We start from the raw sequence: 25791 nt of genomic DNA, 5'->3' as shown, positions 1-25791 counted from the left end.
TTTCGTCGGATGCCGTGAATGCGGCGCGACGGCGAGGCCCGGACATCGCGGGCTTCCGGTCGAGCATCCGTGCCGGGCCGTCGGATCGTCGACCGACACGACATCGGTGACGTCGGACACAACGGCGAGATCGGCGTCCCGACTCGCGGACCACCATCGAGGAAACCGGGTCCAGACGGCTCAGGCACACGGCACACGGCACACGGCGAACATGCCGGGACAGCCGGTTCGACGCCGCCCGCACCGCGAACCGCCAGACAGCAAGAAGCCCCCACCGACGAATCGGTGGGGGCTTGCTGCTGTCTCAACCAGACGCGCGCCCGTAGGGATTCGAACCCCAAACCTTCTGATCCGTAGTCAGATGCTCTATCCGTTGAGCTACGGGCGCATGTTCAGTTGTCGGCGGTCAGGTTCGACCACCAGCGCGGAGGCTCCGGGATTTGAACCCGGGAGGGGGCTTAAACCCCCAACCGCATTAGCAGTGCGGCGCCATAGACCAGACTAGGCGAAGCCTCCCGGGACCTCGTTGGCGTCTGGGCATACAGTACACAGCCCCTGGGGGAAGAAGCAAAGCGGTACCCCCTTATCGCGCCCTCGGCGGTGGGAAGGGCAGCGCCTGCGACGGTGTCGACGCCTCCACCTGCGTCGATGTCTCACCAGACCGGTTCGCCATCCGCACGAAGGGCTCCAACGCCTCGGGGTTGGCCAGTGCGTCCCGGCTCACCGCGTGCTCGACGGGCGTCCCCGCGAGGATCTTCTTCACCGGCACCTCGCACTTCTTGCCGTTGAGCGTTCGAGGAACGGCGGGGACGACGACGAAGAGATCCGGAACGTGCCGAGGCGAGAGCTCCCGACGCAGCTCGACTCGCAGTCGGGCCGCCACGTCCTCCTCGACGGCCTCCGGGGCGAGCACCAGGAAGCACAGCAGCCTGCCCTCCGGCTCCCCCGCACCACTGGTGTCGATGACCAACGAGTCGAGCACGCCCTCGTCCTGCTCGGCGATCCGGTAGAACTCGGCGGTGCCCATCCGGACGCCGCCGCGGTTCAGCGTCGAGTCGCTGCGCCCGTAGATCACGCAGGACCCCCGGGCGGTGATCCGAATCCAATCGCCATGCCGCCACACGCCGGGGAAGTCCTCGAAATAGGCGGCGGAGAGCCGTGCGCCGTCCGGGTCGTTCCAGAAGGCCACCGGCATCGAGGGCATCGGCCTGGTGAGGACCAGCTCACCCACCTCGTCCGCCACCGGCCTGCCCACCTCGTCGAAGGACTCGACGGCGGCGCCGAGCATGGGGCCGGACAGCTCGCCCAGCCACACCGGACGATCCGGCCAGGCACCGATGAAGGCCGTACACAGATCGGTCCCGCCGGACACGCTCGCGAGCTGCACCCTCGGACCCAGTTCCCGTGCCACCCAGTCGAAGCCCGCCGCCGACAGCGGCGCACCGGTCGAGCCGACCGCGCGCAGCCTGCTCAGATCGCGCCCCGCCGCCGGGTGGACGTCCTGCTTCAGGCACGCCTGGAGGTAGCCCGCGGACGTGCCCAGGTAGGAGATCCGATGCCGCTGGGCCAGCTCCCAGAGCCGGGCGGTGTCGGGATGCGCGGGGCTGCCGTCGTAAAGCACGACCGTGGCGCCGACGAGCAGACCGGAGACCAGGAAGTTCCACATCATCCAGCCGGTGGTGGTGTACCAGAGGAACCGCTCCCCCGGCCGGAGGTCGGCGTGCAGGCCGAGGGCCTTGAGATGTTCCAGGAGGATGCCGCCGTGCCCGTGCACGATGCCCTTGGGCAGGCCGGTGGTCCCCGAGGAGTAGAGCACCCACAGCGGGTGATCGAAGGGCACCGGATCGAACCGAGGGCGCGTACCCCAGTAACGCTGCAGGGCCTCGGACCAGTCGAGCACGGGATGCGGTCGGTCCGGCAGGACGGCGTCCGGGTCGAGACGTCGGATCAGCAGCGTCCCGCGGAGGCTTGGAATCTCGGCGCGCAGCCGATCGACCGTCGGACGGATGTCGAACCCTCTGCCGCCGTACTCGTACCCGTCCACGGTGATCAGGACCACCGGCTCGATCTGCTGGAATCGATCCGCGACGGCTCGGACGCCGAAGTCCGGCGAACAGGACGACCAGATCACACCGAGGCTCGCGCAGGCCAGGAAGGCGACCACCGCATGAGCCGAGTTCGGCAGCAGCCCGACCACTCGATCGCCGCGACGCACGCCGAGGTCGACCAGATAGGCCCGAATGGCGGCGACATGAATGCGCAGCTCGCCGAAGGTGTAACGCTCGACCCGCCCGTCCTCACGCGCCTCCACGAGCGCCAGGTCGTTGTTCTGTCGACCCGGACCCCGCCGCAGGGCGTGCTCGGCGTAGTTGACGGTGGCACCGGGGAACCACCGGGTGCCCGGCATGGTCGCGTCGGCCAGGACGTCCGAGGGCCGCTCGTGGAAGCTCACCTCGAAGAAGTCCGCCACCGCGCCCCAGAAGCCTGCCAGGTCCGTCACCGACCAGCGGTACAACGCATCAGGCCCCGAGGGAGCCGGTCCGCCGTCACCTCGCCGGTCCCACTCGGCCGCCAGCCACCGCCGGAACTCGGCCATGGTGCTGTCCGCCGTCCGCTGCGCGTCCGGCTGCCACAACACCCTCGGTTCGACCTCGTCTGCCGCCATAGTCAACCGTCCTAGCCGATGTTCGCTGATCCGCCAAGATCCTTCCGCCGCGACAGCGGGATGCGCAACGTTCGTCGATTCGCGAACGGGTCAGCGCAGGTGAGCGTCGAACCAGTTCAAGGTGCGCTGCCACGCCTCGGCGGCGACCTCCTGATCGGCGTCGAACCGATGTCCGGCGTCTCCGTAGCTGACCACGTCGATGGCGACCTGAGCGCCGGAGGCGGCCTCGCGGAGCTTCGCGACGTGGTCGGCGGGGATGTCCGTGTCCTGATCGCCGTAGATGCCCAGCCACGGGCAGCTCAGTTCGGCGGCCAGATCGGCCAACGGGGTCATCCCCGGCGCGATCGGCTCGATGATGCCGCCTGCGCCGACGCTGACCGCGGCGCCCACCGATCGGGTCGCGGCGACGGTGAAGGCGGCCACTCCGCCGAACCCGAAGCCCAGAAGCCCGATCTGATCCGCCTGCACGCCCTTGTCCACGAGCCAGACCGACACGGCGTCGACGTCGCCGAGCACCGGCTGGCCGGAACCGGCCGCCTCGGGAGCGCCGTCGGGTTCGGGCTGCGGCGCTTCGGTGACCGGCCGCCCGACCGGCGACGGCGTCAGATGCGGCGCGACGGTCAGCCAGCCCTCCACGGCCAGCGCCGAGACGAGCCCATCCAGCCGCTCGTCATCGCCGGAGGATTCATGCAACAGGACGAGGCCGCCACGCAGCGTGTCCTCCGGTTCCGCGACGGTGACTCGCATGTCACTGCCGTCGGTCAGCGCGATGGTCTCGATCCGCGTCTGCGTCATGGCCTCAGCCAATCACGCGGGGGTGAACATTCGTCAACGTGACCAACGGAACGGACCGGTTCTCGCCTCGCGATATCGACCCCGAGTCACCATTGCGAACACGCTCAGTGCACGCGGTCGTACCGTCACGACAGAAAGGCCGCAAAACGGCCGAACAAGTCGAGCCGACACCGGCGAAGGACGGCCGACCGGGTTATTACGCGACACGAAAGAGCTAACCTCATCTCGGTAGCCGTCCCGCCCGCCGACCGTGTCCGGCAGCGTGGGCGCCGCAGACGCCGGGAGTTCGAAGCGAGGAGTCCGCCATGACCGTGCGCATTCGCGCCGACCTGGAGCAGCTTCCCGGCTATGTGCCCGGTCGCAGCATCCCCGGCGCGGTGAAACTTGCCAGCAACGAGGTGCCGCACGGGCCGCTGCCCAGCGTCGCCGAGGCCGTCGCGACCGCGACGGTCGAGATCAACCGATACCCCGACAACTTCGGCTCGGCGCTCATCACGGAGCTGTCCTCGTTCCTCGACGTCCCCGCCCCGCAGCTCGCCATCGGATGCGGCTCGGTGAGTCTCTGCCAACAGCTCGTGCAGGCCACCTGCACGCGCGACGACGAGGTGCTCTTCGGCTGGCGCTCCTTCGAGGCCTATCCGGTGCTGTCCCACGTCGTCGGCGCGCGCCAGGTTCGCGTCCCACTCGATGAGCACCTCGGACTCGACCTCCGCGCCATGGCGGCGGCGATCACCCCCGCCACCCGGCTGGTCTTCCTCTGCAACCCGAACAATCCCACCGGCACCGCCGTACGTCGGGCGGAGCTGGAGGAGTTCCTGGACCGAGTGCCCGAGGACACCCTCGTGGTGCTCGACGAGGCCTACCGTGAGTTCGTCACGGACCCGGACGTGCCCGACGGCATCCGGCTCGCCGAGGAGCGCTTCGCCAAGGGCAGGCACAACATCGCGGTGCTCCGGACGTTCTCGAAGGCCTACGGCCTGGCGGGGCTGCGCGTCGGCTACTGCTATGCCACCGGCACGATCGCGGAGGCGCTGCGCAAGGTCTACGTCCCCTTCAGCGTCAACGCGCCTGCCCAGGCCGCGGCCATCGCCTCCCTGCGGTCCCATGACCTGCTCATGGCCCGTTGCGCCGACCTCGTGGCCGAGCGGGAGCGTGTGCGCACAGCCCTCGTCGAGGCGGGCTATGCCGTGCCGGACACGCAGGCGAACTTCGTCTGGCTCCCCCTCGGCGACCGCACCGAGGCCTTCAACGCGCACTGCCTGACGCACAAGATCGTCGTCCGCGCCTTCGCCGCCGACGGGGCCCGCGTGACCATCGGTACTCCTGAGGAGAATGACGCCTTCCTCACCGCCGCCCGATCCTTCCTCAGCTGAGCACGCGGGGCCACGCCCGTATCACCCGCCACGCGGCCCGACCCGCGTGCGACGGCTGCCGAGCCCATAGCGGCTACGGTGGGACTGACGCGACCCAGAGGCAGAACAGTGTTTCTGTCGAAAGGAGCTGATCATGCTCACCGTCACGGACACGGCTGCGGAGACCATCCGCACGCTGCTCGCCGACCACGGAGCGCCCGAAGACGGCGGACTCCGGATCACGGCGAGCCAGGAGACCGCGACCGAGACCGCTCTCGAACTCGCGCTCGTCGCCTCGGCGGAGGAAGGGGATCAGACGGTGCCGGCCCAGGCAGGCGCCTCGGTGTTCCTCGATGCCCGCGCCGCGGACATCCTCGACGACAAACTGCTCGATGCGCACAAGGACGTCGACGGCGAACTGAACTTCGCGCTGCGGGACCAGTCGTCGGACTAGTCCCACGCGCCGCGAGGTGCATCGACTCCGCCGGAGGGCGGGCGCGGATCCTCCCGCCCGCCCTCCGGCGTCTCTTCCTTGAAGATTCACGGTGAGTGGCGCACCGGACGTGAGGTCGTCGACGTCGTCCGGGTCAGCGCAGGAACTCGACCTGCGGATGCTCTGGCGACGGACCGTCCAGGAGCGGGTCGGGAACGCCCTTCAGCTGTTCATCGAAGAACGCACGCGCGTAGTCCTGCTGTGCGGCGAAGGAGACCGCCGGGTCGACCGTGCCGATCTGCTGCCGGAAGCTCTCGGCGGGCAGTCCGAAGGCGGCCTCGATCTGCGGGTAGAGGAATTGATAGTCGGTGAAGGAGTTGTGGCTGGCGCCCACGAGGTCCAGCTGCCAGGCCTCTCCGCGCAGGTTGGGCCACAACTCGTCCCACGACTCCCACCAGACCGGTACCTCGAAGATCCGCTGGGTGAACAGCAGGAAGGGCTGGTCGAAGCCCGTCTCGGGCACCGGTGAGTACACCGGCCCGTCGAAGGACATCGCCGCGTCGAACCTCGTGTCGTCCTGTAGCGCCACGGCCGCCGCCGAACCGCCGAGGGAATGCCCCAGCACCCCGAGGTCGCCGAGGCCGAGCGCCACGCCGAGCCCTGCGGGCGGCGTCCCGTGACGCACCGCGTCGGAGGTGCCGTCCTCGGCGATCTCGGTCAGCACGTCCACGACGAAGCTCAGGTCCTCGGCGTGCACCGAGGCCTGCGCGCCGAAGTCGTCCCCGAGGTCGAGGGCGGAGACGACCCGACCGCCGGGGAACTCGACGTGCCTCGTGTTGTAGGTGTGGTCCACGGTGACGACGACGTAGCCGTGACTGACGAGATCCTGGACGACGGCCGTGCCCACGGCCCTCGGCAGCCCAGACCCCGGCGAGTAGAGCACCACCGGACGGCCGCCTGCCTGCGCCGCGGCGGGGACACCGAGCTGCCCGTGTGTCTCGGGCAGCAGGACGTCGTCCATCGGCAGTCCGGTGCTCTCCTCGACGTCCGCCAAGAGGCGCGCCGCGGAGTTCGGCGGCATCCAGGGCGTGGTGGGCTCCCCGTCGGCCTCGGTCGGGTACCAGACGCTGATCATCAGCTCTCGGTAGGGGACCTCGGGTGCCCAAGGGTCCGTCCTGCTCTCGTCGACCACGTGCAGTTCCGTCGCGCCGATCGCGAAGTCTCCGGTCGGCGCGGGTATCGACAACGCGATCCGGTCCGCGTGCGTGGCGCCGCCGGAGACATCCCCGGTGGGACTCGCCCCGGCCGCGGCGGGTGCCAGCAGCGCCGTACCGGCCAGGAGAGCGGGCAGCAGCACCGCCGTCCGTACGCCGGTGCGGCGTGCACGGTGAATTCTCATGCTCCCAGTCAAGATCACCGGCGAGCCCCGCGACATCCGGGACGATCCGGATCGCGAGCCCCGGGTGCGCCTTACGGGCGCGATCGATGTGATCGGAGTACGGAGCCCGGGCGGCCGTCCGGGGCTCCGAAGCCGCCTGGGCGGGCCGTGATCGATCGGGGTTCCGCGGCGTCGCCGCGCGATCGTCGCTCTGGGTGCAAGTCCTGATACGTCAGTGGTCCGAGGGGCTTCCGAGGTATACGGCGCCGTGGTCGTCGTCGTGGTCGTGGTCGTGGTTTAGGGGGTGGTGGTTCGTCGGAGGTGTTCGGGGTCTGGGGACGGGGTTGGTGGGGAGTGGTGACGGTCTGTGGAGTTTCGGGCTGGTGGTGGTGGCTGGGTGGGGTGGTGGGTCACAGAGGGTGGGAGCGGTGGCGGGGGGTGGTTACCTTCGCTGGTGTTCGTCACGGTCTGGTCACGTGGTTGAAGGTTCCCGTTTCCCTGTGTGTGTGGTGCGGGTGCAGCCGATGTCCCCCCGCTCGGTTGTCTGGTGACTGTGGCCGTCTTCTTCCCCCGAGATGGTTGAGGAGAGTTCGTCCATGCTTCGTTTCACCGAGCTGTTCACCAACACCGACGCCAGGCCCGCTTCCCGGTCCGCCGGTGCCGTTGCCGGCACCACCGCTGAGGCTCCCCGTAGCGCCCGTTCCTCCCGTCGTGGTGTGGGTAAGGCTGTGGTGGCGTCGGTGTTGGCGGGTGCGTTCCTGGTGGGTGGTCAGCCGTTGGTGGCTGGTGCCGCCGAGGGTGACACGCCGGAGAACTTCGTGGAGGTCCAGGAGGGTGCCGGGTCGGTGTTGCCTGCGTTCTATGACAATCCCGCGCGTGGGTTGACGTCGTTGGTGAACGAGACCAAGGCGGAGGCCGATCGCCTCGCGGCGGAGGAGGCCGCGGCGGCGGAGGCGGCGGCGCGTCCGGACTTCGTGAAGCCGGCGGAGGGTACGTTCACCTCTGGGTTCGGTGGTCGTTGGGGTACGACGCATTATGGTGTCGATATCGCGAACGTGATCGGGACGCCGGTGGTCGCGGCGACCGAGGGCACGGTGATCAACGCGGGTCCGGCGACCGGGTTCGGTCAGTGGGTTCGGGTCCAGGCCCCTGACGGCACGATCACCGTCTACGGGCATGTGGAGTCGTTCACCGCCGCGGTCGGACAGAAGGTCGCCGCGGGCGATCAGATCGCCACGATCGGTAATCGTGGTCAGTCCACCGGCCCGCATCTGCACTTCGAGGTCCAGGTCGGCGGCCAGAAGATCGATCCCCAGCCCTGGCTCGCCGAGCGCGGCATCACCCTCCAGTAAGAACCGCCCGACCCGGCCACACACCCCACGCGCCCGCCAGGTTGCCCTGGCGGGCGCGTCGGCGTCTCCGACACCCGAGCCCCACCCGACGACATCCGACGACCTCGGAAGGAGCCCCGCAGCGAACCTTGTCGACGTCGACCGAGGACGCGGCCGGGGCTCGGCGCAGGCCGTGGCCCCGTCGGCGGCGTCTCCGGGGCCGCACTTCGGTGGGCGTCCGGGACCGCTGCCGCCAGGCGGCGTCTCGGTCAGCCGTGCGAACGTCGCGGGGCGTCGAAGGTGCGGTTGTCCTGGAAGGTTCCGTCACGGCGTCGGATCACCAGCTGACTGTCGCGGTCGGCTCGCGCCGCCCGGACGCCCTCGTCCACCGCCCTCGACTTGAGATGGTGGTTGGACAGCACCCTGCCCGCGCGGGTGACCCTCCAGTCCCCGCCGTGCGGGACGACGCCGTATCGCCTCCGTCGAGCCATGTCGTCACGCTCCTCTCGCGTCAGTGCCGGGCGTGGTCGTGACCGGCAACCACCGGCCTACCCCAGCCCGCCGTCGGACTAACCGACGACGGAGCGGGTCGGCGCCCGGCGGGCCTCGCTCGCCAGCGGTTCTCAGCCCGGGCACGGTGCGCGGAGACCGAGGCCGGCCTGGGCGGACGCGCGATGACGACAGCTTCCGAGAGCAACGCCGAGGACCCCGACGCGCCGTGGGGACGTTCCGCCGTCACGCCAGGTCGGTGTGGCGGCTGCCGCGCTCGCACGCGACGAGGTGGGCACTGCCCAGCCAGAGAGGACACCGCACCGGAAGAGGCGTCGGCTGCGCGTGGCCGGCCCGGCGAGGCTCCCGCAAGGCTCCTGAAGCCTGCGGGAAGCGATCGAGATCGCCGCCCCCGTGAGGGCCGGAGCGGCCCGGGACAGTCGGGCGAAAACCGGCGGGTCGCGTCGCGGCCCAGTGAGATCCGCCTGCGGCGATCGCGGCCGGATGAAGAACGCCGGCAGGCACGATGCTCGTCGTCACGCTACGACGGCGCCGCTCATGTCCGGCCGGTCGCCGACCCCACAGCCGCGGACCGATGCCTCTCGCGCAGCTCGTCGCCGGCACGTCACGTCCGACATCCGTCGCGAACTTCGCGGGCCGGCTCCCGCGCGCTCTGGGCGGAATGAGACTACGTCTGAGACCGCCTGGGCCGGGCGGGTGCTCCCCTCGCGGAGCGTCCGCCCGGTCTACGCTGGTCAGCGCTGCGGAAGCGGAGGGATTTGAACCCCCGGACCCGTGAAGGTCTCCCGCTTTCAAGGCGGGTGCATTCGGCCGCTCTGCCACGCTTCCTCTGTGCTGCAGAGTAGTCAATGCCCGCTCAGCTCCGTTCCCCGCCCAGCCGTTGCGTGACGCGCTCGAACACTCGGCCGAGGACGGCCTGTTCCTCGCCGTCGAGCAGGTCGATCAGATGCCTGCGGACGCCGTCGACATGGGTGGGGGCGGCCCTGGTCAAGACGTCGTGTCCGCGCTCGGTGAGCACGGCGAAGACGCCCCGGCCGTCGCTGGGGCATTCGATCCGATGGACCAGGCCCGCGTGCTGAAGGCGTGAGATCTGATGGGACACCCGGCTCTTCGACGAGGCCACCTCGGCGGCGAGTTCGCTCATCCGCATCCGGCGATCGTCACGTTCGGAGAGACGGACCAGGATCTCGTAGTCGGCCAGGGCCAGGTCGTGTGCGTCCTGCAGCTCTCGATGCAGGTGGTATTCCAACAGGGAGCTGCCGACGACGTAGTTCCGCCAGGCCCGCATCTCATCGTCGTCGAGCCATTTCGGCTCGACCCGCATTCCAGTTGTCACCACCCCAGGTTATTGGTTCCGGCCGAGGACACGACCCGCCGCCTCCGCACACAGTCACCGTTCAACTACTCTCCGCACATGTCCGGTGCGGGTAGAGGGTACGGATCGCAACGAATGGAGCAGGCCGACGCGACGGTGCTCCCGTCGTCGTGCCCAGGACGGTGTCGCCCCCGATCAACCGGCTCACCGCCGCGACGGTGTCCGAGCACACCGGTCCGGCCGACCCGATGACTCCCGTCAGACGGGCCGGACCAGCACAGCTGGCGCCGGTGCCCCCCGTCCCACGCGCTCCACGCGCCGTGGAAGGCGGCACCGCGGACGGCAGGCCGCGGCCGTCGATTGCCTGCGGGCTCGCGCCGGCGCGGTCGGACGGCGCTCGTGTCCTCGGCCGCCACCGCCCCTAAAGGTTCACCCGGCCGGCGTAGCGTCGAGAGGCGTCGAACGGCCTGCCCAGCAGGCTGCGGGCGGGCGCCTATGCCGTCGTCGATCGCCCGCCGGGCGGCGTGTGTCAGGACGCGGTGTCGGCTCAGCCGAGGCCCGTCAGCACGTCGACCCAGACGAGGTGGTGGTCGGAAGCGGAGTTGAGCCTGCTGAGGGCGGATTCCGGCACGGGCCAGAACACCCCGCTGCCGACCGGAACGAGACGCCGGGAGGGCAGCACGTAGTCGACCCGCAGGTTGCCCGGGCCCTCGTCGGCGAAGTCGGCGGTGTCGAACCACGAGAGGCCGCGATGCTCCCGGTTCGCGCCGCCCTGCTCCCAGGACGCGCGGATCGCGCCGAGGCTGCCCGGCCACGGGTCGATCAGGGTGGGTGCGGCCAAGAGCTGTGCGATCGCGCCTGGCTCGCCGTCTCCGTCCATCGGATCGGCGTTCTGGTCGCCCGCCACCACGAAACGTGCCCCGGCGGGCAGTCCGCCGCGGCCGCCCTCGTCGTCGTAGGCGTAATCGCCGCGGCCAGGCGTGACGTAGTCCGCCCAGAACCGGATCTCGTCGTGATTACGCAGCCGATTCCGCCGTTCGGGGCCGTCGAAGGCCGGGGGGGTGGGGTGAGAGACCAGGAAGTGCACGGTCTGTGAGCCGATGCGGATCGGCACGTCCCAGTGCGACTTCGAGGACAGCGGCAGGACGTCCAGCGCCTCGGGCGAATACCAGTCGCCGGGCTCCGGCGTCTCGACGTCGTCAGGCAGCAGCGCGCCGGGCATGTCCCGCCACCGGAAATGCTGGAAGGTGCGCACCGCGTCCAGGTCGATGGGATGGCGCGACAGGACGACCATGCCGTACTGCCCGGGGAACGCGCCGAACCCGAGCGCGTCGTCCGGCCCGCCGATCTCCCCGTCCCGATTGAGGTCGAAACCACTGGGCACCCCGGTGTTCACCGGCGCGGTGTAGGCGTACGGATATTCGATTCCGCGCGCGCCCCGCCGGCCGACGGCCAGATAGTTCCGCTGGAAGGCCTCGACGGCCGCGCCGCCCTCGACGTGGTCGAACTCGTTGAGCAGCACGACGTCGGGGCGGTTCCGCTGGATGACCTCGGCGATCTGGGCGGCCTGCGGATCATCGGGGGCGCTGAGGTCCGCGAGCAGATCCCCGTCGGCTGCCCGGTTCAGCGAGGCGTTGAAGGTCGCGAAGCGCGTCGCGCCGGGCAGCGCGGGGCGGGCGGCGCCGTCGACCGCCATGGTGCTCGTGTCCGGGCCCGTCGCGGGTGACGCCGTCGACGCCACGGCGGTCGCGCCGCCGGCGGCCGCTCCGATGCTGATCGCCACGGCACCGAGTATCGCCGCAGACCCCGCCGCACCGCGCCTGACTCGGAGACTCACAGCCGCTCCCGTACTCGTTCCACCCACCCCTCGATCACCCGACCGAGTGGCAGCCGACCTGGTCCGGTCGCGGCCTGACCCTGGCAGAACGACGCGACGCCCGGAAAACATGGAGGTGAACGATCGATGTGCTCCCCGGCACTCGATCGGTGTTGGACCGGACACGGCGGGATCGGTCATGCCAGGGCCGCCGAATCCGGCTGAGCGTCGCGGCCGCGGAACGGCCCGATCACCGGGAGCCGGCTCGGCACCGAGTCGAACAGATCGCTCGGTGCCGAGCCGTGATCAGCCGCGCAGGCCTCTTAGACGCCGCGCCCGACTCACGCCGCCGCGCGCGGTGACGAGGCCGACGGCCTCAGCTCGCGACCAGGTCGGCGCGGTGCGCCGACGCCGACGCCACGCGCGTCGTCGCCCGTATCTCGGCCCGCTTCGCACGCGGCGGCACCCCGTTCACCGTCTCGGTGCTCTCGCCGTACGCCGTGGTCACGTAGGCAACGGCCTTGGCGTTGCGCTCCAGAGCCACCCGGTCGACGTTGCCGAGGTCGTCGGCGGGGAAGTGGTAGTTCGGGTCGTAGGCCTCGCCCGCGACGCCGCCCCACTTCTCCGCCTGCTCCTCGGTCTTGAGTCCCTCGGCACCGGTGAACAGACCACCCGAGGGGATGCCGACCGCGATGAACTCGGCGTAGTCGGACCGCCCGCTGAAGTCCGCGCCCTCCGTCTCGATGCCGCCCTCGGCGAAGTAGTCGACGAAGGCCTGCTCGATCTGCGCCGATCCGTACGGACCCGGGGCGGACAGCCCCTCGGAACCGTCGCCGTCGAGGACGAAGTAGCCGGCGTTCGGCGAGCCGATCATGTCGAAGTTCAGGTACAGCGCGATGTCCAACTGCTGCTCGAAGTCCAGCGAACGGACGTACTGCGTGGAGCCGTGCAGACCGAGTTCCTCGGCGCCCCACCAGGCGAACCGCACCGCGTTGTCGACGTCCGGCGCGCCCCCGAGCTGGACGGCCGTCTCCAGCAGGGCGGCCGATCCGGTGCCGTTGTCGTTGATGCCCGCGTACACCGAGTCGAGGTGGGCCCCGGCGACCACCACGTTGTCGGTGCGGCCGGTGCGGGTCTGCGCGATGACGTTGCGGCTGGTCCTGGTCTCGAAGCCCGCGATCAGCTCCAACTCGACGTCAGCGCCCGCCTGAGACCACAGGGCGTCGCCGTCGGCGCGGGTCACTCCGCCGGTGGGGATGGTCGCCAACGACGGGTCCCCGAGCGTGCCGCTCAGCGCACCATCGACATTGTTGGCGATCAACGCCGCGGCCGCACCCGCCTCGGAGGCGAGCCGCGCCTTCAACGCGAAGTCGCATTCACCGCGACGAATCAGCAGGACGCTGCCCTCGGCGTCGACGCCCGCGTAGTCCTCCGGGGCGCAGCCGAGCTCCGAGCCCGCCGGGAGCACCGCCAGCGGCGCGGTGAGACCGCCCTCGGCCGTGCTCGGGGTGAACTCCAGCGCCTCCAGGTCCACACTCTCGCCCGCCACGGCGAGGCGTTCCGTCGAGGCGACGAAGAGCTCGTAGTCGAACTCGGGCGTGCTCACGTCGTAGCCCGCGGCCCGCAGCCTGCCGACCACGTAGTCGATGCTGGCGTCGTAACCGGGTTCGCCGTCCGCCCTGGTGCCGCCGTTCTGCTCGGCGATGCGCTGTAGGGCGATCAGGTGGCGATTGACCCCGGTCAGCTCGACCGCGTTCGCCACGTCCTGCGGCAGCGAGCGCACCGCGAAGGCCTCCTGCGGGTCCGCGACGGCGGGCGAGCCCACGAGCCCGAGGCCGACGCACGCGGCGAGGACGACGGCGGCGGGTCTGGCGCCGCTTCTGGTGACCGACATAGACGATTCCCCTCAGTGTGGCCGACACGGCTGTGCGACGAGCAGTGGACGGCGACCGCTCCGTCGGAGGTCACGCTCGTAGAACGGATCGGCCACCGCTGGTCACCTTCGTCGGTGGATCTGAGCGAGTCAAGGGTGATCGCGCCGTGTCCGCACCCCGAGAACCGCCGCGCACCCCGCGAATCCCTCGACCTCCGTCGTCCACCCGGGCCGCGACACCTGAAACCGCTCGGCGGTGAGCAGCAGCCGCTGCTCGGTGCTCCGGTCCCCTCGAAGCACGAACTCCTCCGTTCCGTCCGGCAGGTAGCCGAGCCTGCGACTGACGGCGAGCGACCTCGGGTTGCCGTCGACGACCGCGGACCTCGCCCGACGGGCGCCGAGGTGATCGAAGGCGAACATCAGCACGGCGGCCCGCATCTCCGTGCCGTAACCCTGGCCCTGGCTGCGGGCTCCCAGCCAGGAGCCGGTGGCCACGGTGTGCAGCACGGCCAGGTCGTCGGCGGCGAGGCCCTGGGTGCCGATGACCCGGCCCTCTCGTCTGACCAGGAAGTTCAGTCGCCACTGCTCCGGCCGAAGCGCGGCCCGTTGCGACCAGTGGAACTGCAGGATCGATCGACCGAATCGGTCGGTCGGGATGTCGGTCCACGCCTCGCGGAACGGCATCTCCGAGGGCGGGTGGATGCCGGCCTCGGCTTCGGCGACGAGTTCGAGCAGTCCGGCGTCGTCGTCAGGGCGCAACTCCAGACGGGGCGTGCGCAGCACGAGATCCCGCAGCGGCCACGGATCAGGACTCATGAGGACGGATCATCCCGCGAGTACCCCGATTCCTCGACGTCGTTTCCGGGCCCGGCGAGCGTCGGACCGCTTCAACCCGGCCGCAGCAGCTAGCGTCGTGGGATGCGAGCGATCGTCATCCGGGAGCCAGGCGGCCCCGACATGCTGGAATGGGTCGACCACCCCGATCCGAGCCCCGCGGCGGGCGAGGTCGTCATCGATGTCACGGCGAGCGCAGTCAACAGAGCCGATCTGATGCAACGACAGGGCCTCTACGATCCGCCGCCCGGCACCACCCCCATTCCGGGTCTGGAGTGCTCCGGGGTGATCAGCGCGCTCGGCTCGAACGTGACCGACTGGCGGGTGGGCGACGAGGTCTGCGCGCTGCTGGCAGGCGGCGGCTACGCCGAACGGGTGGCGGTGCCTGCGTCCCAGGTGATGCCGGTGCCACGCGGCGTCGACCTGGTCACCGCGGCGGGCCTGCCGGAGGTCGCCTGCACCGTGTGGTCCAACGTGGTCGGCGTCGGCAGGCTGACGGCCGAGGACGTGCTGCTGGTGCACGGCGGGGCGAGCGGCATCGGCACCTTCGCGATCCAGCTCGGCAAGGCACTCGGTGCGACGGTCGCGGTGACGGCGGGCTCCCCAGACCGGGTGGCGCGCTGCCGGGAGCTCGGGGCGGATGTCGCGATCGATCATCGCCGGGAGGACTTCGTCGCCGAAGTGCGTCGCGCCACCGCCGGGCACGGCGCGGACGTCGTCTTGGACAACATGGGCGCGAAGTACCTGAGCCGCAACATCGACGTCCTCGCGGCGGACGGTCGTCTGGTCGTCATCGGAATGCAGGGCGGACGCAAGGCGGAGCTGGATCTCTCCGCGCTGCTGCCCAAGCGGCTGAGCATCAGCGCGACGGGGCTGCGGTCCCGTCCGGTGTCCGGCCCGAGCAGCAAGGCCGTGATCGTCGCGGACGTCGTCGAGCGGCTGTGGCCGATGGTGGAGGACGGGAGGATTCGGCCGATCGTGCAGGATCGCGTGCCCCTGACCGAGGCGGGCCGTGCCCACGAGCTGCTGGAGTCCGGCGGCGTGGTCGGCAAGCTGCTGCTGGTCCGCTGAGCCGCGCCCGATCACGACCTCCGGTCGTCGGCGGACTCGGCCGGTGTTGCTCGGTCGGCGTCAGATCCGCACGACGGCGACGGCCAGCCCGGCCGTCCGGTCGCGATGAAATCGCAGGCCGAACTCCCGTGACCACCGGTCGAGCACCGCCCGCCCGCTCTGCGGGTCCGCGTCGTCGCCCACCAGGACCGTCGCGCCGGGTGACAACGCGCCGCGCAGCACCGGCAGCGCGGGGTACCTGGACAGGTCCGTCTCGGGAACGCCGTCCGCGATCGGCGGGCCGTCCACGAGCAGCAGGTCGACGAGCCCGTTGCGATCGACGAAGGACGTGACCATCTCGAAGACGACCGACGGCTCGTACCAGGAGAGCCCGCCGACGGCGGCCGGATGCGCCGCCAGCGGCGTGTGCACCACCCGCGCCACCTCGGAGAGTCGTTCTCGCCGCAACTGGCTGGTGACGAACGCCGCCGCCCGTTCGTCGTGCTCCAAGGCGAGCAGCCTGCCGAAGCCCCGTCTGCTCAGCAGCCGGGCCAGCAGGATCGAGGAGGAGCCGCTGCCGCACTGGACCACGACGCTGCGGTCGCCGATCAGCACCTCGTCCAGCAGGGCGACGATCGCGGTCGGGCGCAGCGAGCCCGCCGGAAACGGCAGGTAGTCCGTGAGCAGCGGTCCGAGCCGCTGCCAGGCGGCGAGGTCGGCGACAGCCTGCGAGGCGAAGCCGTCCACCGATCACCTTCCCCCTGGTCGCACGCCATGCGGCGTGGATGTCCGTCACTGCCCGCGGTCGGCACCGCAGCCTGACCACCGTCATTCAATCGCACCCGTCGACGGCCCGACCATCATCCGATCCGGGATGCGCCCAGAAGCATCAACGCAGGCAGGCTTATGCGCGCCGAGGTACACCGAGCGGAACCGGATCACCGAGGACGACGCCCGAAAGGATCAACGAATATGCCCGGACGGCAGGGCCTGCCGCACCGGCCACGGGTTCTGCTCGGCCGAGGAGAATCCGGCCGCAGACGTCAGCCGAGTTCGTCGACCGCCCCGAGGAGCCGCTCCACCTCGACGGTCGTCGTGTAGTGCGCGAGGCCGATCCGCACCGCGCCGCCGACCTCGCCGACGCCCAACACCGCGAAGACGTCGTGCGTCCCCGGATCGGAGAAGGCGCACACCCCGCCGCGCAGCAGATGGTCGACGACGTCGCGCGCCTTCATCCCGTTCACGGTGAACGCCATCGTGGGCACCCGGCGCATGGCGTCGCCGATCACCATCACCTTCGGCAGCGCGCGTAAGCCGGTCGTCACGCCGGCCAGCAGCCCGGCCTGGTAGGCCTTCACCGATCCGAGCGAGGTCAGCAGCCGCTCGCGCCGAGGTCCCTTCGCCGTGTCGTCGAGAGCCGCCAGGTAGTCGACGGAGGCGACCAGCCCGGCCAGCAGCGGGTAGGCGTGCGGCCCCAGCTCCAGTCGTTCCTGGCCACGCGCGGCCGGGTCGAGCGAGACCGAGGACCACCGGTCGAGCAGCGCCGGATCGCGGAACACCAGGGCTCCGACGGGCGGACCACCCCAGGACGTCGCCGACACCGCCACGACGTCGGCCCCCATCGCGGTGATGTCCAGCGGCAGAAACGGTGCGGCGAAGGAGGCGTCGACCACCACGAGCGCGTCGACGGCGGAGGCGAACTCGGCGATCTGACGGATGTCCGGCCTGGTGCCGACGGCGCCGGAGGCCGCGGTCACGGCCACCACCTGGGTCCGTTCCCCGATCAGCTCCCGATACTGCCATTCCGGCAGCTCGCACGTCTCGATGTCGACCTCCGCCCAGCGGACGGCGGCCCCGCTGCGTTGAGCGGCCCGTCGCCACGGCGCGACGTTCGCGGGATGGTCGAGACGGGAGACGATGACCTCGTCGCCCAGGACCCAGTTCTCCGACACCACCTCGGCCAGCCGTTGCAGCAGCACGGCCGCGCTGGGACCGAGGACGACCCCCGCCGGGTGGGCGCCCACGAGATCGGCGATCGAGCGGCGCGCCGCCTCCAGGATCGCCGCGGAGCGCTGTGATGCGGGGAACAGACCACCCGGGCCGGAGACGGGTGCCCGGAGCGCGGTGGCGACGGCGGTGGCGACCTGCTCCGGCACCTGCATGCCCGCGGGCGAGTCGAGATGCACCCAGCCGTCGCCCAACGCGGGGAACAGCCCGCGCACTCGTGCGACGTCGAACGCCATGGGACCACCGTACGGAGGCGGCGCCAGTGGCTTCTGCGCGGGTCAGGGCCGGTGAGCGACGACGGAGGCGTGTCTCGGCCCGGTCGGGTGGCACGCCGTCGGCGGGTGTCGGCGAGAAGGGGCGCGGAGGGCGGGCCTCGGGAGCGTTCGCGCAGGTCGACCGGTGCTCCGATCCCCGAGGGGGTGCGGTGCTCGACGGTGCCGACGCGGAGGCGAGCCCGGCTCGTCTCTTCGGCGGGCCGCCGCACCGTCGACGGGCCGCGGGTCCAGGATGGAGACATGAGTCGCGAGAGGGAGAACGGACAGGACCACCCCGACCAGGTGGACGCCGACGAGCGGCACCGGGTCGTCCTCATCGGCGACGACGGCCTGCCGTTGGAGCCGGACGAGGGTGTCGAGGCCGACGCCGACGATCTCGGTCGCCACGACGGGGAGCAGATCGCCGACCTGGTGGAGCAGCCCGCGAAGGTGATGCGCATCGGTACCATGATCAAACAGCTGTTGGAGGAGGTCAGGACCGCGCCGCTCGACGAGGCGAGCCGCAGCAGGCTCCGCGAGATCCACGTCTCCTCGATCAAGGAGCTGGAGCAGGGCTTGGCACCCGAGCTGGTCCGCGAGCTGGAGCGACTGTCCCTGCCCTTCGCGGAGGAGTCGGTCCCGTCGGAAGCGGAGCTGCGGATCGCCCAGGCGCAGCTCGTCGGCTGGCTCGAAGGCCTGTTCCACGGCATTCAGACGGCCTTGTTCGCCCAGCAGATGGCGGCCAGGGCACAACTCGAGCAAATGCGTCGCGGAGCGCTGCCGCCGGGGACCAAGGCCACCGAGCCGGGTGAGTCCAGTCCCCTGCGGGGCATGGGTCAGTACCTGTGACCCCGCCCAAGCCTCGCAACACAGTGCTCAATGGTCACCCATACAGGTGATCCGAAGGAGTGACGGGAGCGTGACCTACCGGCGACGGACCACACACACCGTCGCCGGTACTCTCTCCCCCGTGCAGGCAACCAGCACGCGTGAGCGTTCGACCGAGCCGCCCCAGCCCTCTTACCGAAGCTGGAGTCGCGCCTTCAGCGACCTGCGCCGAGGATGGCAGCAGCGCCCGTTGTGGGGCTACCTCGGCTGGCAGGACATCAAGCAGGGCTACAACCGCTCGGTGATCGGCCCGCTGTGGATCACGATCAGCATGGCGGTCACGGCATTCGCGCTCGGCGTCCTCTATTCGACGTTGTTCAATCAGGACCTCGCGACGCACCTGCCGTATCTGACGGTCGGCTTCATCGTCTGGAACTTCATCGCGGGCAACGTCAACGAAGGCGCCTCGGTCTTCATCGCGAACGAAGGGCTGATCAAGCAGCTCCCGGCGCCGTTGTCGGTGCACGTGTATCGACTGGTGTGGCGGCAGATGCTGTTCTTCGCCCACAACCTGGTCGTCTACGTCATCCTGATGTTCATCTTCCCGAAGCCGCTGGGCTTCCACAGCCTGATGGCCGTTCCCGCGTTCGCCGTCCTGGCGGTCAACGCGATGTGGATGGCGATCCTGGTGGGCATCATCTCCACCCGGTTCCGGGACATCCCGCCCGTCACCGGCAGCCTCATGCAGCTGCTGTTCTTCATGACGCCGATCGTGTGGAACTACTCGATCATCGCCGACCGCAGCGAGGAAGTGGCCGCCCAGCTCTGGGTCGTGCAGCTGAACCCGTTCCTTCACTTCCTGGAGATCATCCGCCAGCCGATGCTCGGCGAGTGGGCCTCGTGGCACCACTGGGCCATCGTCGGAGGCATCACCGTCCTCGGCTGGGGAGCAGCCCTGGTCATCCTGCGCAACTACCGTGCCCGTGTGTCCTACTGGGTCTGAGTGAGGCCGTAACAAGTGGTCAGCATCGATGTCTGGAACGCTTCGGTCGACTTCCCCATCTTCGACGCGAAGTCCCGTTCTCTGAAGAAGGCCGTGCTCAACAAGGCGGGCGGCAGAATCGGCACCGACACGAAGGTGCCGCAGATCGAAGCGCTACGCGATATCAACCTGTCGCTCGGCGACGGCGATCGCGTCGCGCTGGTCGGCCACAACGGCGCGGGGAAGTCCACCCTGCTGCGGCTGCTGACCGGCATCTACGAGCCCACCAAGGGCCATTCCCAGATCGTCGGAAAGGTCGCTCCGGTCTTCGACCTCGCCGTGGGAATGGACCCGGAGATCTCCGGGTACGAGAACATCATCATTCGCGGCCTGTTCCTCGGAATGTCGCGCAGGCAGATGGAGAAGCGGACCGACGAGATCGCCGAGTTCTCCGAGCTGGGCGATTATCTGGCGATGCCGCTGCGCACCTACTCCACCGGCATGCGCGTCCGGCTGGCGCTCGGCGTGGTCACCTCCATCGACCCCGAGATCCTGCTGCTGGACGAAGGCATCGGCGCGGTCGACGCCGCGTTCCTGGAGAAGGCGCGCGACCGGCTCAACGACTTGGTCAAGCGATCCGGAATGCTCGTCTTCGCCTCGCATTCCGACGAGTTCCTCGTCGAACTGTGCAACTCGGCGATCTGGATGGACAAGGGTCGTATCCGCGAACACGGTTCGCTGCGCGAGGTCCTCACCCACTACAAGGGCAAGGACCCGTTCGAGAGTCTGAGCCCGGAGACCATGGCGCGCATCAGCTCGCCGATCACGGCGAACGGTACAGGTGAGCAGGCATGACCAACGGCACTCCCTCGTCCGCGGGCGCCGACGAGCACGCGGGCGAGGCCTCTACGCTGCCGCCCGGATCGGTGGTGGCGGTCATCGTCACCCGGCATCGCGCCGAGCTGCTCGCCGACTCGCTGAAGGTGATCGCCGCGCAGACCCACCGCCCCGACCACGTCATCGTCGTGGACAACGGCCCTGATCAGCCCGCACGGGCGATCGTGGAGTCCTGCCCGCTGCCTACCACCTACCTCGTCTCACACCGCAATCTCGGCGGTGCGGGGGGCTTCGCGCTCGGCATGCTGCATGCCCTGTCGCTGGGAGCCGAATGGGTGTGGCTCGGCGACGACGACGGCAGGCCCGGCGACGAGACCGCGCTGGAGACCCTCATGTCGGAGGCGGAGCAGCGCAGGCTGGCCGTCGTGTCGCCGGTCGTGGTCAACATCGACGACCCGGACCTGTTGGCCTTCCCGCTGCGCCGGGGGCTGACCTGGAAGCGACGCAGGCGCGAGCTGGGCACCACGTTCCTGCCGGGCATCGCCTCGTTCTTCAACGGCGCGCTGTTCCGCGCGAACGCCCTCGACGTGGTCGGCGTGCCCGACTACCGACTCTTCTTCCGCGGCGACGAGGTGGAGATCCACCGCCGGGTGGTGCGCTCCGGGCTTCCGTTCGGCACCTCGCTGCGGGCGACCTTCGTACACCCGGACGGCTCCGCCGAGTTCAAACCGATGCTCGGCGGCCGGTTCCACGCGCAGGACCCGGAGGACCCGGTCAAGCGCTACTACACCTACCGCAACCGGGGCTATCTGCTCTCCCAGCCGGGCATGCGCAGGCTGGGGCTGCTGGAGGTCTTCCGCTTCGGCCTGTACTTCCTCGCCGTCCGCCGCGATCCGAAGGCCTTCGGTCAGTGGGTGAGGCTCGTCCTGCAGGGACGCCGGGAGCACTTCTTCCGCAAGTAGGCCGCCGCGACGACTCGGGGCCGTCTCGTCCACATCGACGGGGCGGCCTCGTCGTTTCTCTTGTCTCCGTCGACAGCGGCGGTCGTGTCGACCGCGACGCGAGCAAGGCGGACATGCGGTGATGCCGTGCCGTGCGGGTGACCGAGATCGCCGCGCCCGACGCGGCCGACCCGGCGCGGAATCGGGGCACGGCTTTGCGCCCACGGTGAAAACCGCTGCGGCTCGCCAGGCCGATGAGGTCTGATGGCGCCCATGAGCACTTCTGGGCAGGCCTTGATCCTGCATCCCGTCAACGGCGGCGGCCCCCTCACCATCGCGGTGTCCGAGGAGGCGGCGCAGGAACTGCGAACGGGGCTGGTCGAACTGGTCCGCAACGGCGCGACCGAGGTCGTGCCGACCCAGGACGGCGGGGAGGTCGTCGTCAACTTCGCGCAGCTGGTGACGGCGCATCTCAGCGCTCTGGGCCGGGGCACCGCCGCCTACGGCAGGCCTGCGAAGACGGACTAGGGGCGCAGGCCCGGTTCACGAGACGAGCCTGCGGCGGTACCGGTCAGCGGGACGGTCGCGGTCCTCTCGTAGCGAGGCCGCGACGGCCGGTCCGCCCTCGACGTCGCATCGCGGACGGTGCGGCGCGCCCACCACGCATCGCTCTACAACAGGATCGGACCCACGATCACGCGGTGCGCAGGTCGCCGCCTCAGGCCGCCGCGAGCCGGTCGGCGACGCCGCGGGGCTCGCGGCCGAGGAGTTCGGCCAGCAGGGGGTCGGCGGTGGCGAACCAGCCTGCGCGGCCCGCCTGGTACCAGGTGAGCATGAGTCGGGCGGCCTGCTCCGGAACGCCGGTCCTGATCTGATCGGCGACCCACTGTTCGTCCTCCACGACGACGCGCTCGATGTGGCGGCCGGTGAGATCGGAGGCGATCTCGGCGAGATCGCCGAAGGTGACGGCGGTCGGCGCGGTGAGGGTGACCGGCCCGTCGAAGGAACGGTCACCGGCAAGGATGACCGCCATGGCCTCGGCGACCTCGGCACGGTCGGTGTACGGAACGGGCCCGTCCGCCGGCAGGGCGATCTTCCCAGTCCGTCGCCACGGGCCGAGCGTCTCCGCCAGCGTGCCGTAGGCGCCGTTGCGCAGCGCGGTCCAGGCCACCGGCCGTTCGGCGAGGATCGCCTCGGTCGCGATGTGGATCTCCGACGGCCGGTACGGATTCCCGGGGACGGCGGCCTGCTGGCTCGTGTAGAGGATCCTTCGGGCGCCCGCCGCGACGGCGGCGTCGACGGCATCGCGATGCAGGGACACCAGGTCGGCCGACGGGTCGTTGCCGGACACCAGCAGCACCTGTTCGGCTCCCGCGAAGGAGTCGCGCAATGCGGCGGGGTCCTCGTAAGAGCCCTGCCGGACCCGGACGCCGCGGTCGGCCAGGTCCCGCGCCCTCGCCGCGTCACGGACACTGACGCCGATCCGGTCGGCGGGTAGCCGCTTGAGGAGGTGCTCGACGGTGGCACGCCCCAGCCCGCCGGTCGCACCGGTGATGATGATCATTATCATCTCCCCTTCCTCGCGCGTTCGCGCCGCATCCACCCTGGTGGTAGCAGGCACGACAACTTGACCAGGTAGGTCAAATTCGCTCCTGGCGGCCACCGTAGGTAATCTGACCCGGTGAGTCAACTTCTGCGGACGAGGGGCGGTGCGAGACCGTGAGCACCGTGGAGGGCGCGGTCCCGGCGAAGGCCCGACTGCGCGCCGACGCCAGGCGCAACTCCGAACAGATCCGCTCCGCCGCGATCGGTGCCTTCCAAGGACGAGGCCTGACCGTGCCGCTTGAAGAGGTCGCCAAGGCGGCAGGAGTGAGCAAGGCCACCGTCTTCAACCGGTTCGGCGGCCGGATCGGCCTCATCGAGGCCGTCATCGAGGAGGTCGTCGCGACGGAGCTGTTCGCCGTCATCGACCACACCCGGTCCGTCGACGACGTCGACGAGCGGATCGCGTACTACCTCACCGCCATACGCGACCTCCAATACCGCCAGCCGGCCGTCAACGACGTCCTGTTGCAGACCTATCCGCACTCACGACAGCTCATGGAGATCTGCCGGGCCGGTACCGAGATCAACGACGAACTCGTCGCCGCAGCGCGGACGACCGGCGCGCTGCGGCCGGAGTTCACGGCGGGCGACCTCCACGCGCTCGTCGTCGACAACGCCCTCGCCCTCAAGCACGGCGAGCTGCCTCCGCGCGGCGACTACGACCGCCGAACCGCCTACCTCCTGGACGGAATCCGAGTGCGCGGGCCCGACTCGGACGGACGATGACGACGCCGTCGCCCGAGACGGCGCGGTCGAGGCCGGTTCGACGCGAACCACCCAGGTGACCCGGGCCTTCGCTCCAGCCCGGACGCGGACCGGATGTGGCGAGATCACCGAAACACGATCGGCGTGGCAGGGGCGCGCGTCCGACACCGACCTCTGCACGGGTCGGCCCGCCGACACGACGAGGCGGTGGCGACCGGATGTCACTCCGGTCGCCACCGCCTCGGCAGAGTTTCAGACGTCGGCGCGGGTCAGTCGCCGAAGACCCGCTTCCACGAGTCGGCGCTGGTCAGCTCCGGCATGGCGTCCCGATAGGCACGCTTGAGCCGAGGCCACTCACGCATCAGGCGCCGGTAGTTGTTGATCACCTGCGCGCCCAGCTTGCGGAACTCCTCCGGGTCGCGGCGGCGGAACGCCACCCCGGAGCCGTCCGCATTGGACACGGTCGCACTGTCCAGCGATCCCAGCAGGAACCACAGCGCGCTGCTCGACGGCACGTTCATCTGCGGCCGTTCCTTGGCCGCCGTCTCCGGCGCACGCAGATTGTGCAGCAGCGCCTTCGAGGCACGTGCCGCGATGACCACCGGATTCACCGGCGGCTTCAGCATCGCCTCGGCCCGGACCATGTCGAAGGTCGGCGGCGGGAACTCCCGCGACGAGGGCAGCACCTGGGCGTCGCTGTAGTTGTTCCGCAGTTCCCGGACCTCGGGCAGCGCCGTGCGCAGCGACTCGACCAGACCGTCCGGGCCCGCCAGGAAGTCCTCGATCGCCTTCTGCTGCACCGCGACGGTGGAGTACTCCATCGACAGCAGGTGCCGCAGCGACAGCTTGAGTCCCTGCTTGAGCAGGGTCCGCCGCACGTCATAGGGGCTGTGCAGCGCCGCGAGGATCAGCCGATTGCGGGTGTGGAAGTAGGCCGTCCAGTCCGTGGCGTCGTTCTTGTCCGTCCACGGCATGTGCCAGACCGCCGAGCCCGGCAGGCTCACCGTCGGGAAGCCGTGCTCGGCGGCCCGCAGCGAGTACTCCGCGTCATCCCACTTGATGAACAGGGGCAGCGGGTAGCCGGTGCGCTCGATGACCTCACGGGGGAAGTTGCACATCCACCAGCCGTTGTAGGTGGCGTTGATCCGGCTGTGCAGCTCCGGCGTCTCGCGCAGCGACTCCTCGCCGAAGTCGTGGTCCACGACGGCACCGGGCGCGGGCCGCCAGAAGCAGCTGTTGAGGTCGACGACCTCGCCCATGCTGTGCAGCCGAGCCCTGGCCTGCAGGTTGAGCATGTGGCTGCCGACGACCACCGGCTGCGCCAGCGCCCTGGTGAAGGCGTTGGAACGGAGCACCGAGTCGGGCTCCAGACGGATGTCGTCGTCCATCAGCATGACCTGATCGACGTCGGTGTGCTCGATCGCCTCGTAGAGGCCTCGGGTGAAGCCGCCGGATCCGCCGAGGTTCTCCTGCTCGATGACCTCCAGCCGGTCGCCGAGCAGCTTGGCCGCCTCCGCGAAGCCCTCGGTCTCCCGGACCTTCACATTGCCCTGGTCGGCGACGAACACCTTCTGCACGACGTCGAGCACGTCCCGGTCCTCACCGAGCGCGCGCAGCGCGATCACGGCGTCGACGGGACGCATCGTCGTGATGCCGATCGCCATCTTCTGCCGAGGAAGGTCCTCGTCGGTGGTCCAGGCCGCGTCCTTGATCTGAAGCGCGGTCTCGTCGGTGAAGACGTCGAACCAGATCCAGCCGCCGTCCTCGAACGGCGCGAGGCTGACCCGGATCTCGACCGTGCTCCACGCCTTGGCGCTGCGGACCGGATGGCCTTCCAGGTGCACGATGTCGCCGCTGGGCTTGGACCGGTACAGGTCGACGCGGCCGGTGCCCTTCACGGACAGGCGCAGCGTCACCTCGTTGACGCGGGTCCACCGCTTCCAGTAGCTGGCGGGGAAGGCGTTGAAGTACGCCGCGAACGACACCTTCGCCGACGGGGGCACCGTCGCCGCGTGCCTGCCGGAGACGTGCGTGTGCAGGTTCTCCGGCTCGTCGAGGTACAGCGGACGGACGTCGAGCGGGTCCTCGTCCCTCGGCAGGATGAGCCGTTGCAGCACCTGCGCCGGCTGGACACCGGAGCGGCTGCTCACCCGGACCGAGGTCTGGTCGCTGACCTTGCTGTCGGCGTCGGCGGCGGGCACGGACTCCACCGACTCGCCTGCGGCGGGCGCGGAGTCGTGCTGGCGGGTCGCCTTCGGCTGCCCGGGTTGCTCGGTCACG

22 protein-coding genes and 3 tRNA genes are annotated in these 25791 nt (G+C 70.1%); 10 read left to right on the top strand and 15 right to left on the bottom strand.

Features of this window, described 5'->3' with window-relative positions:
• Positions 1-315: 315 nt before the first annotated feature.
• From AHOG_RS00770 to AHOG_RS00755, 4 genes are all read right to left on the bottom strand, one after another.
• Positions 316-388: transfer RNA gene (locus AHOG_RS00770), tRNA-Arg, on the bottom strand.
• Between the two features lie 37 nt (positions 389-425).
• A tRNA-Ser gene (locus AHOG_RS00765) sits at positions 426-516 on the bottom strand.
• Positions 517-583: 67 nt separating this feature from the next.
• Entirely contained in the window at positions 584-2665 is a 2082-nt protein-coding gene (locus AHOG_RS00760; RefSeq protein ID WP_093939649.1) for an acetoacetate--CoA ligase, read from the bottom strand.
• 90 nt (positions 2666-2755) lie between these two features.
• Entirely contained in the window at positions 2756-3460 is a 705-nt protein-coding gene (locus AHOG_RS00755; RefSeq protein WP_093939648.1) for a dienelactone hydrolase family protein, read from the bottom strand.
• 305 nt (positions 3461-3765) lie between these two features.
• On the opposite strand from AHOG_RS00755, the gene hisC reads away from it, so the two are divergent.
• Both hisC and AHOG_RS00745 read left to right on the top strand, forming a co-directional pair.
• The gene (hisC, locus tag AHOG_RS00750; RefSeq protein ID WP_093939647.1) at positions 3766-4833 is read left to right on the top strand and encodes a histidinol-phosphate transaminase; all 1068 of its coding nucleotides are present in this window, start codon (positions 3766-3768) and stop codon (positions 4831-4833) included.
• Between the two features lie 133 nt (positions 4834-4966).
• Positions 4967-5266, top strand: a complete 300-nt coding sequence (locus tag AHOG_RS00745; protein WP_093939646.1) for a hypothetical protein — start codon at positions 4967-4969, stop codon at positions 5264-5266.
• Between the two features lie 133 nt (positions 5267-5399).
• Here AHOG_RS00745 and AHOG_RS00740 read toward each other — a convergent pair whose 3' ends face one another.
• Positions 5400-6644 carry an alpha/beta hydrolase gene (locus AHOG_RS00740; protein WP_169725791.1) on the bottom strand — a complete coding sequence of 415 codons (1245 nt, stop codon included), beginning with the start codon at positions 6642-6644 and terminating at the stop codon, positions 5400-5402.
• 575 nt (positions 6645-7219) lie between these two features.
• Here AHOG_RS00740 and AHOG_RS00735 point away from each other — a divergent pair.
• Positions 7220-7975, top strand: a complete 756-nt coding sequence (locus AHOG_RS00735) for a M23 family metallopeptidase (protein WP_093939644.1) — start codon at positions 7220-7222, stop codon at positions 7973-7975.
• A 248-nt stretch (positions 7976-8223) separates the two neighbouring features.
• On the opposite strand, the gene AHOG_RS00730 is transcribed toward AHOG_RS00735, so the two are convergent.
• The 6 genes from AHOG_RS00730 to AHOG_RS00705 form a co-directional block, all read right to left on the bottom strand.
• The gene (locus AHOG_RS00730) at positions 8224-8445 is read right to left on the bottom strand and encodes a DUF2188 domain-containing protein (RefSeq protein WP_093939643.1); all 222 of its coding nucleotides are present in this window, start codon (positions 8443-8445) and stop codon (positions 8224-8226) included.
• A gap of 762 nt (positions 8446-9207) precedes the next feature.
• Positions 9208-9292, bottom strand: a tRNA-Ser gene (locus tag AHOG_RS00725).
• A gap of 28 nt (positions 9293-9320) precedes the next feature.
• Positions 9321-9788, bottom strand: coding sequence for a MarR family winged helix-turn-helix transcriptional regulator (locus AHOG_RS00720; protein ID WP_093939642.1), 468 nt, complete (start codon positions 9786-9788; stop codon positions 9321-9323).
• A gap of 538 nt (positions 9789-10326) precedes the next feature.
• Complete coding sequence (locus AHOG_RS00715) at positions 10327-11475, bottom strand: endonuclease/exonuclease/phosphatase family protein (RefSeq protein WP_093944028.1); 1149 nt, start codon at positions 11473-11475, stop codon at positions 10327-10329.
• A 496-nt stretch (positions 11476-11971) separates the two neighbouring features.
• The gene (locus AHOG_RS00710; RefSeq protein ID WP_093939641.1) at positions 11972-13489 is read right to left on the bottom strand and encodes a M28 family peptidase; all 1518 of its coding nucleotides are present in this window, start codon (positions 13487-13489) and stop codon (positions 11972-11974) included.
• 129 nt (positions 13490-13618) lie between these two features.
• Positions 13619-14284 carry a GNAT family N-acetyltransferase gene (locus tag AHOG_RS00705; RefSeq protein ID WP_093939640.1) on the bottom strand — a complete coding sequence of 222 codons (666 nt, stop codon included), beginning with the start codon at positions 14282-14284 and terminating at the stop codon, positions 13619-13621.
• 102 nt (positions 14285-14386) lie between these two features.
• Here AHOG_RS00705 and AHOG_RS00700 point away from each other — a divergent pair, with 102 nt between their 5' ends.
• Positions 14387-15373, top strand: coding sequence for an NAD(P)H-quinone oxidoreductase (locus AHOG_RS00700; protein WP_093939639.1), 987 nt, complete (start codon positions 14387-14389; stop codon positions 15371-15373).
• Between the two features lie 60 nt (positions 15374-15433).
• On the opposite strand, the gene AHOG_RS00695 is transcribed toward AHOG_RS00700, so the two are convergent.
• Positions 15434-16099 (bottom strand): class I SAM-dependent methyltransferase, encoded by a 666-nt coding sequence (locus AHOG_RS00695; protein ID WP_093939638.1) that lies wholly within the window; start codon positions 16097-16099, stop codon positions 15434-15436.
• A 296-nt stretch (positions 16100-16395) separates the two neighbouring features.
• Positions 16396-17595 (bottom strand): cysteine desulfurase-like protein, encoded by a 1200-nt coding sequence (locus AHOG_RS00690; protein WP_093939637.1) that lies wholly within the window; start codon positions 17593-17595, stop codon positions 16396-16398.
• A 279-nt stretch (positions 17596-17874) separates the two neighbouring features.
• Here AHOG_RS00690 and AHOG_RS00685 point away from each other — a divergent pair, with 279 nt between their 5' ends.
• From AHOG_RS00685 to AHOG_RS00665, 5 genes are all read left to right on the top strand, one after another.
• The gene (locus tag AHOG_RS00685; RefSeq protein ID WP_169725789.1) at positions 17875-18462 is read left to right on the top strand and encodes a bacterial proteasome activator family protein; all 588 of its coding nucleotides are present in this window, start codon (positions 17875-17877) and stop codon (positions 18460-18462) included.
• Positions 18463-18583: 121 nt separating this feature from the next.
• Positions 18584-19444 (top strand): galactan export ABC transporter permease subunit Wzm/RfbD, encoded by an 861-nt coding sequence (wzm, locus tag AHOG_RS00680; RefSeq protein ID WP_093944026.1) that lies wholly within the window; start codon positions 18584-18586, stop codon positions 19442-19444.
• 15 nt (positions 19445-19459) lie between these two features.
• Positions 19460-20278, top strand: a complete 819-nt coding sequence (gene wzt, locus AHOG_RS00675) for a galactan export ABC transporter ATP-binding subunit Wzt/RfbE (protein WP_093939636.1) — start codon at positions 19460-19462, stop codon at positions 20276-20278.
• Positions 20275-21222, top strand: a complete 948-nt coding sequence (glfT1, locus tag AHOG_RS00670) for a galactofuranosyltransferase GlfT1 (protein WP_093939635.1) — start codon at positions 20275-20277, stop codon at positions 21220-21222. Before wzt ends, glfT1 begins: the two co-directional genes overlap by 4 nt.
• Before the next feature lie 252 nt (positions 21223-21474).
• Entirely contained in the window at positions 21475-21729 is a 255-nt protein-coding gene (locus tag AHOG_RS00665; RefSeq protein WP_157736560.1) for a hypothetical protein, read from the top strand.
• 190 nt (positions 21730-21919) lie between these two features.
• Here AHOG_RS00665 and AHOG_RS00660 read toward each other — a convergent pair whose 3' ends face one another.
• On the bottom strand, positions 21920-22771 hold the full coding sequence (locus AHOG_RS00660; protein WP_311770190.1) for an NAD(P)H-binding protein: 852 nt from the start codon (positions 22769-22771) through the stop codon (positions 21920-21922).
• A gap of 149 nt (positions 22772-22920) precedes the next feature.
• Here AHOG_RS00660 and AHOG_RS00655 point away from each other — a divergent pair, with 149 nt between their 5' ends.
• Positions 22921-23532, top strand: a complete 612-nt coding sequence (locus tag AHOG_RS00655; protein WP_245856499.1) for a TetR/AcrR family transcriptional regulator — start codon at positions 22921-22923, stop codon at positions 23530-23532.
• Between the two features lie 248 nt (positions 23533-23780).
• On the opposite strand, the gene AHOG_RS00650 is transcribed toward AHOG_RS00655, so the two are convergent.
• Positions 23781-25790: a glycosyltransferase gene (locus AHOG_RS00650; RefSeq protein ID WP_093939632.1), complete on the bottom strand. Its 2010-nt coding sequence runs from the start codon at positions 25788-25790 to the stop codon at positions 23781-23783.
• Position 25791 lies beyond the last annotated feature (1 nt).

The organism is Actinoalloteichus hoggarensis (genome assembly GCF_002234535.1).
In the GTDB taxonomy this organism is placed as follows: Bacteria; Actinomycetota; Actinomycetes; order Mycobacteriales; family Pseudonocardiaceae; genus Actinoalloteichus_A; species Actinoalloteichus_A hoggarensis.
The sequence above is the reverse complement of the archived record's forward strand: the minus strand, read 5'-3'. Positions and strand labels throughout refer to the sequence as shown.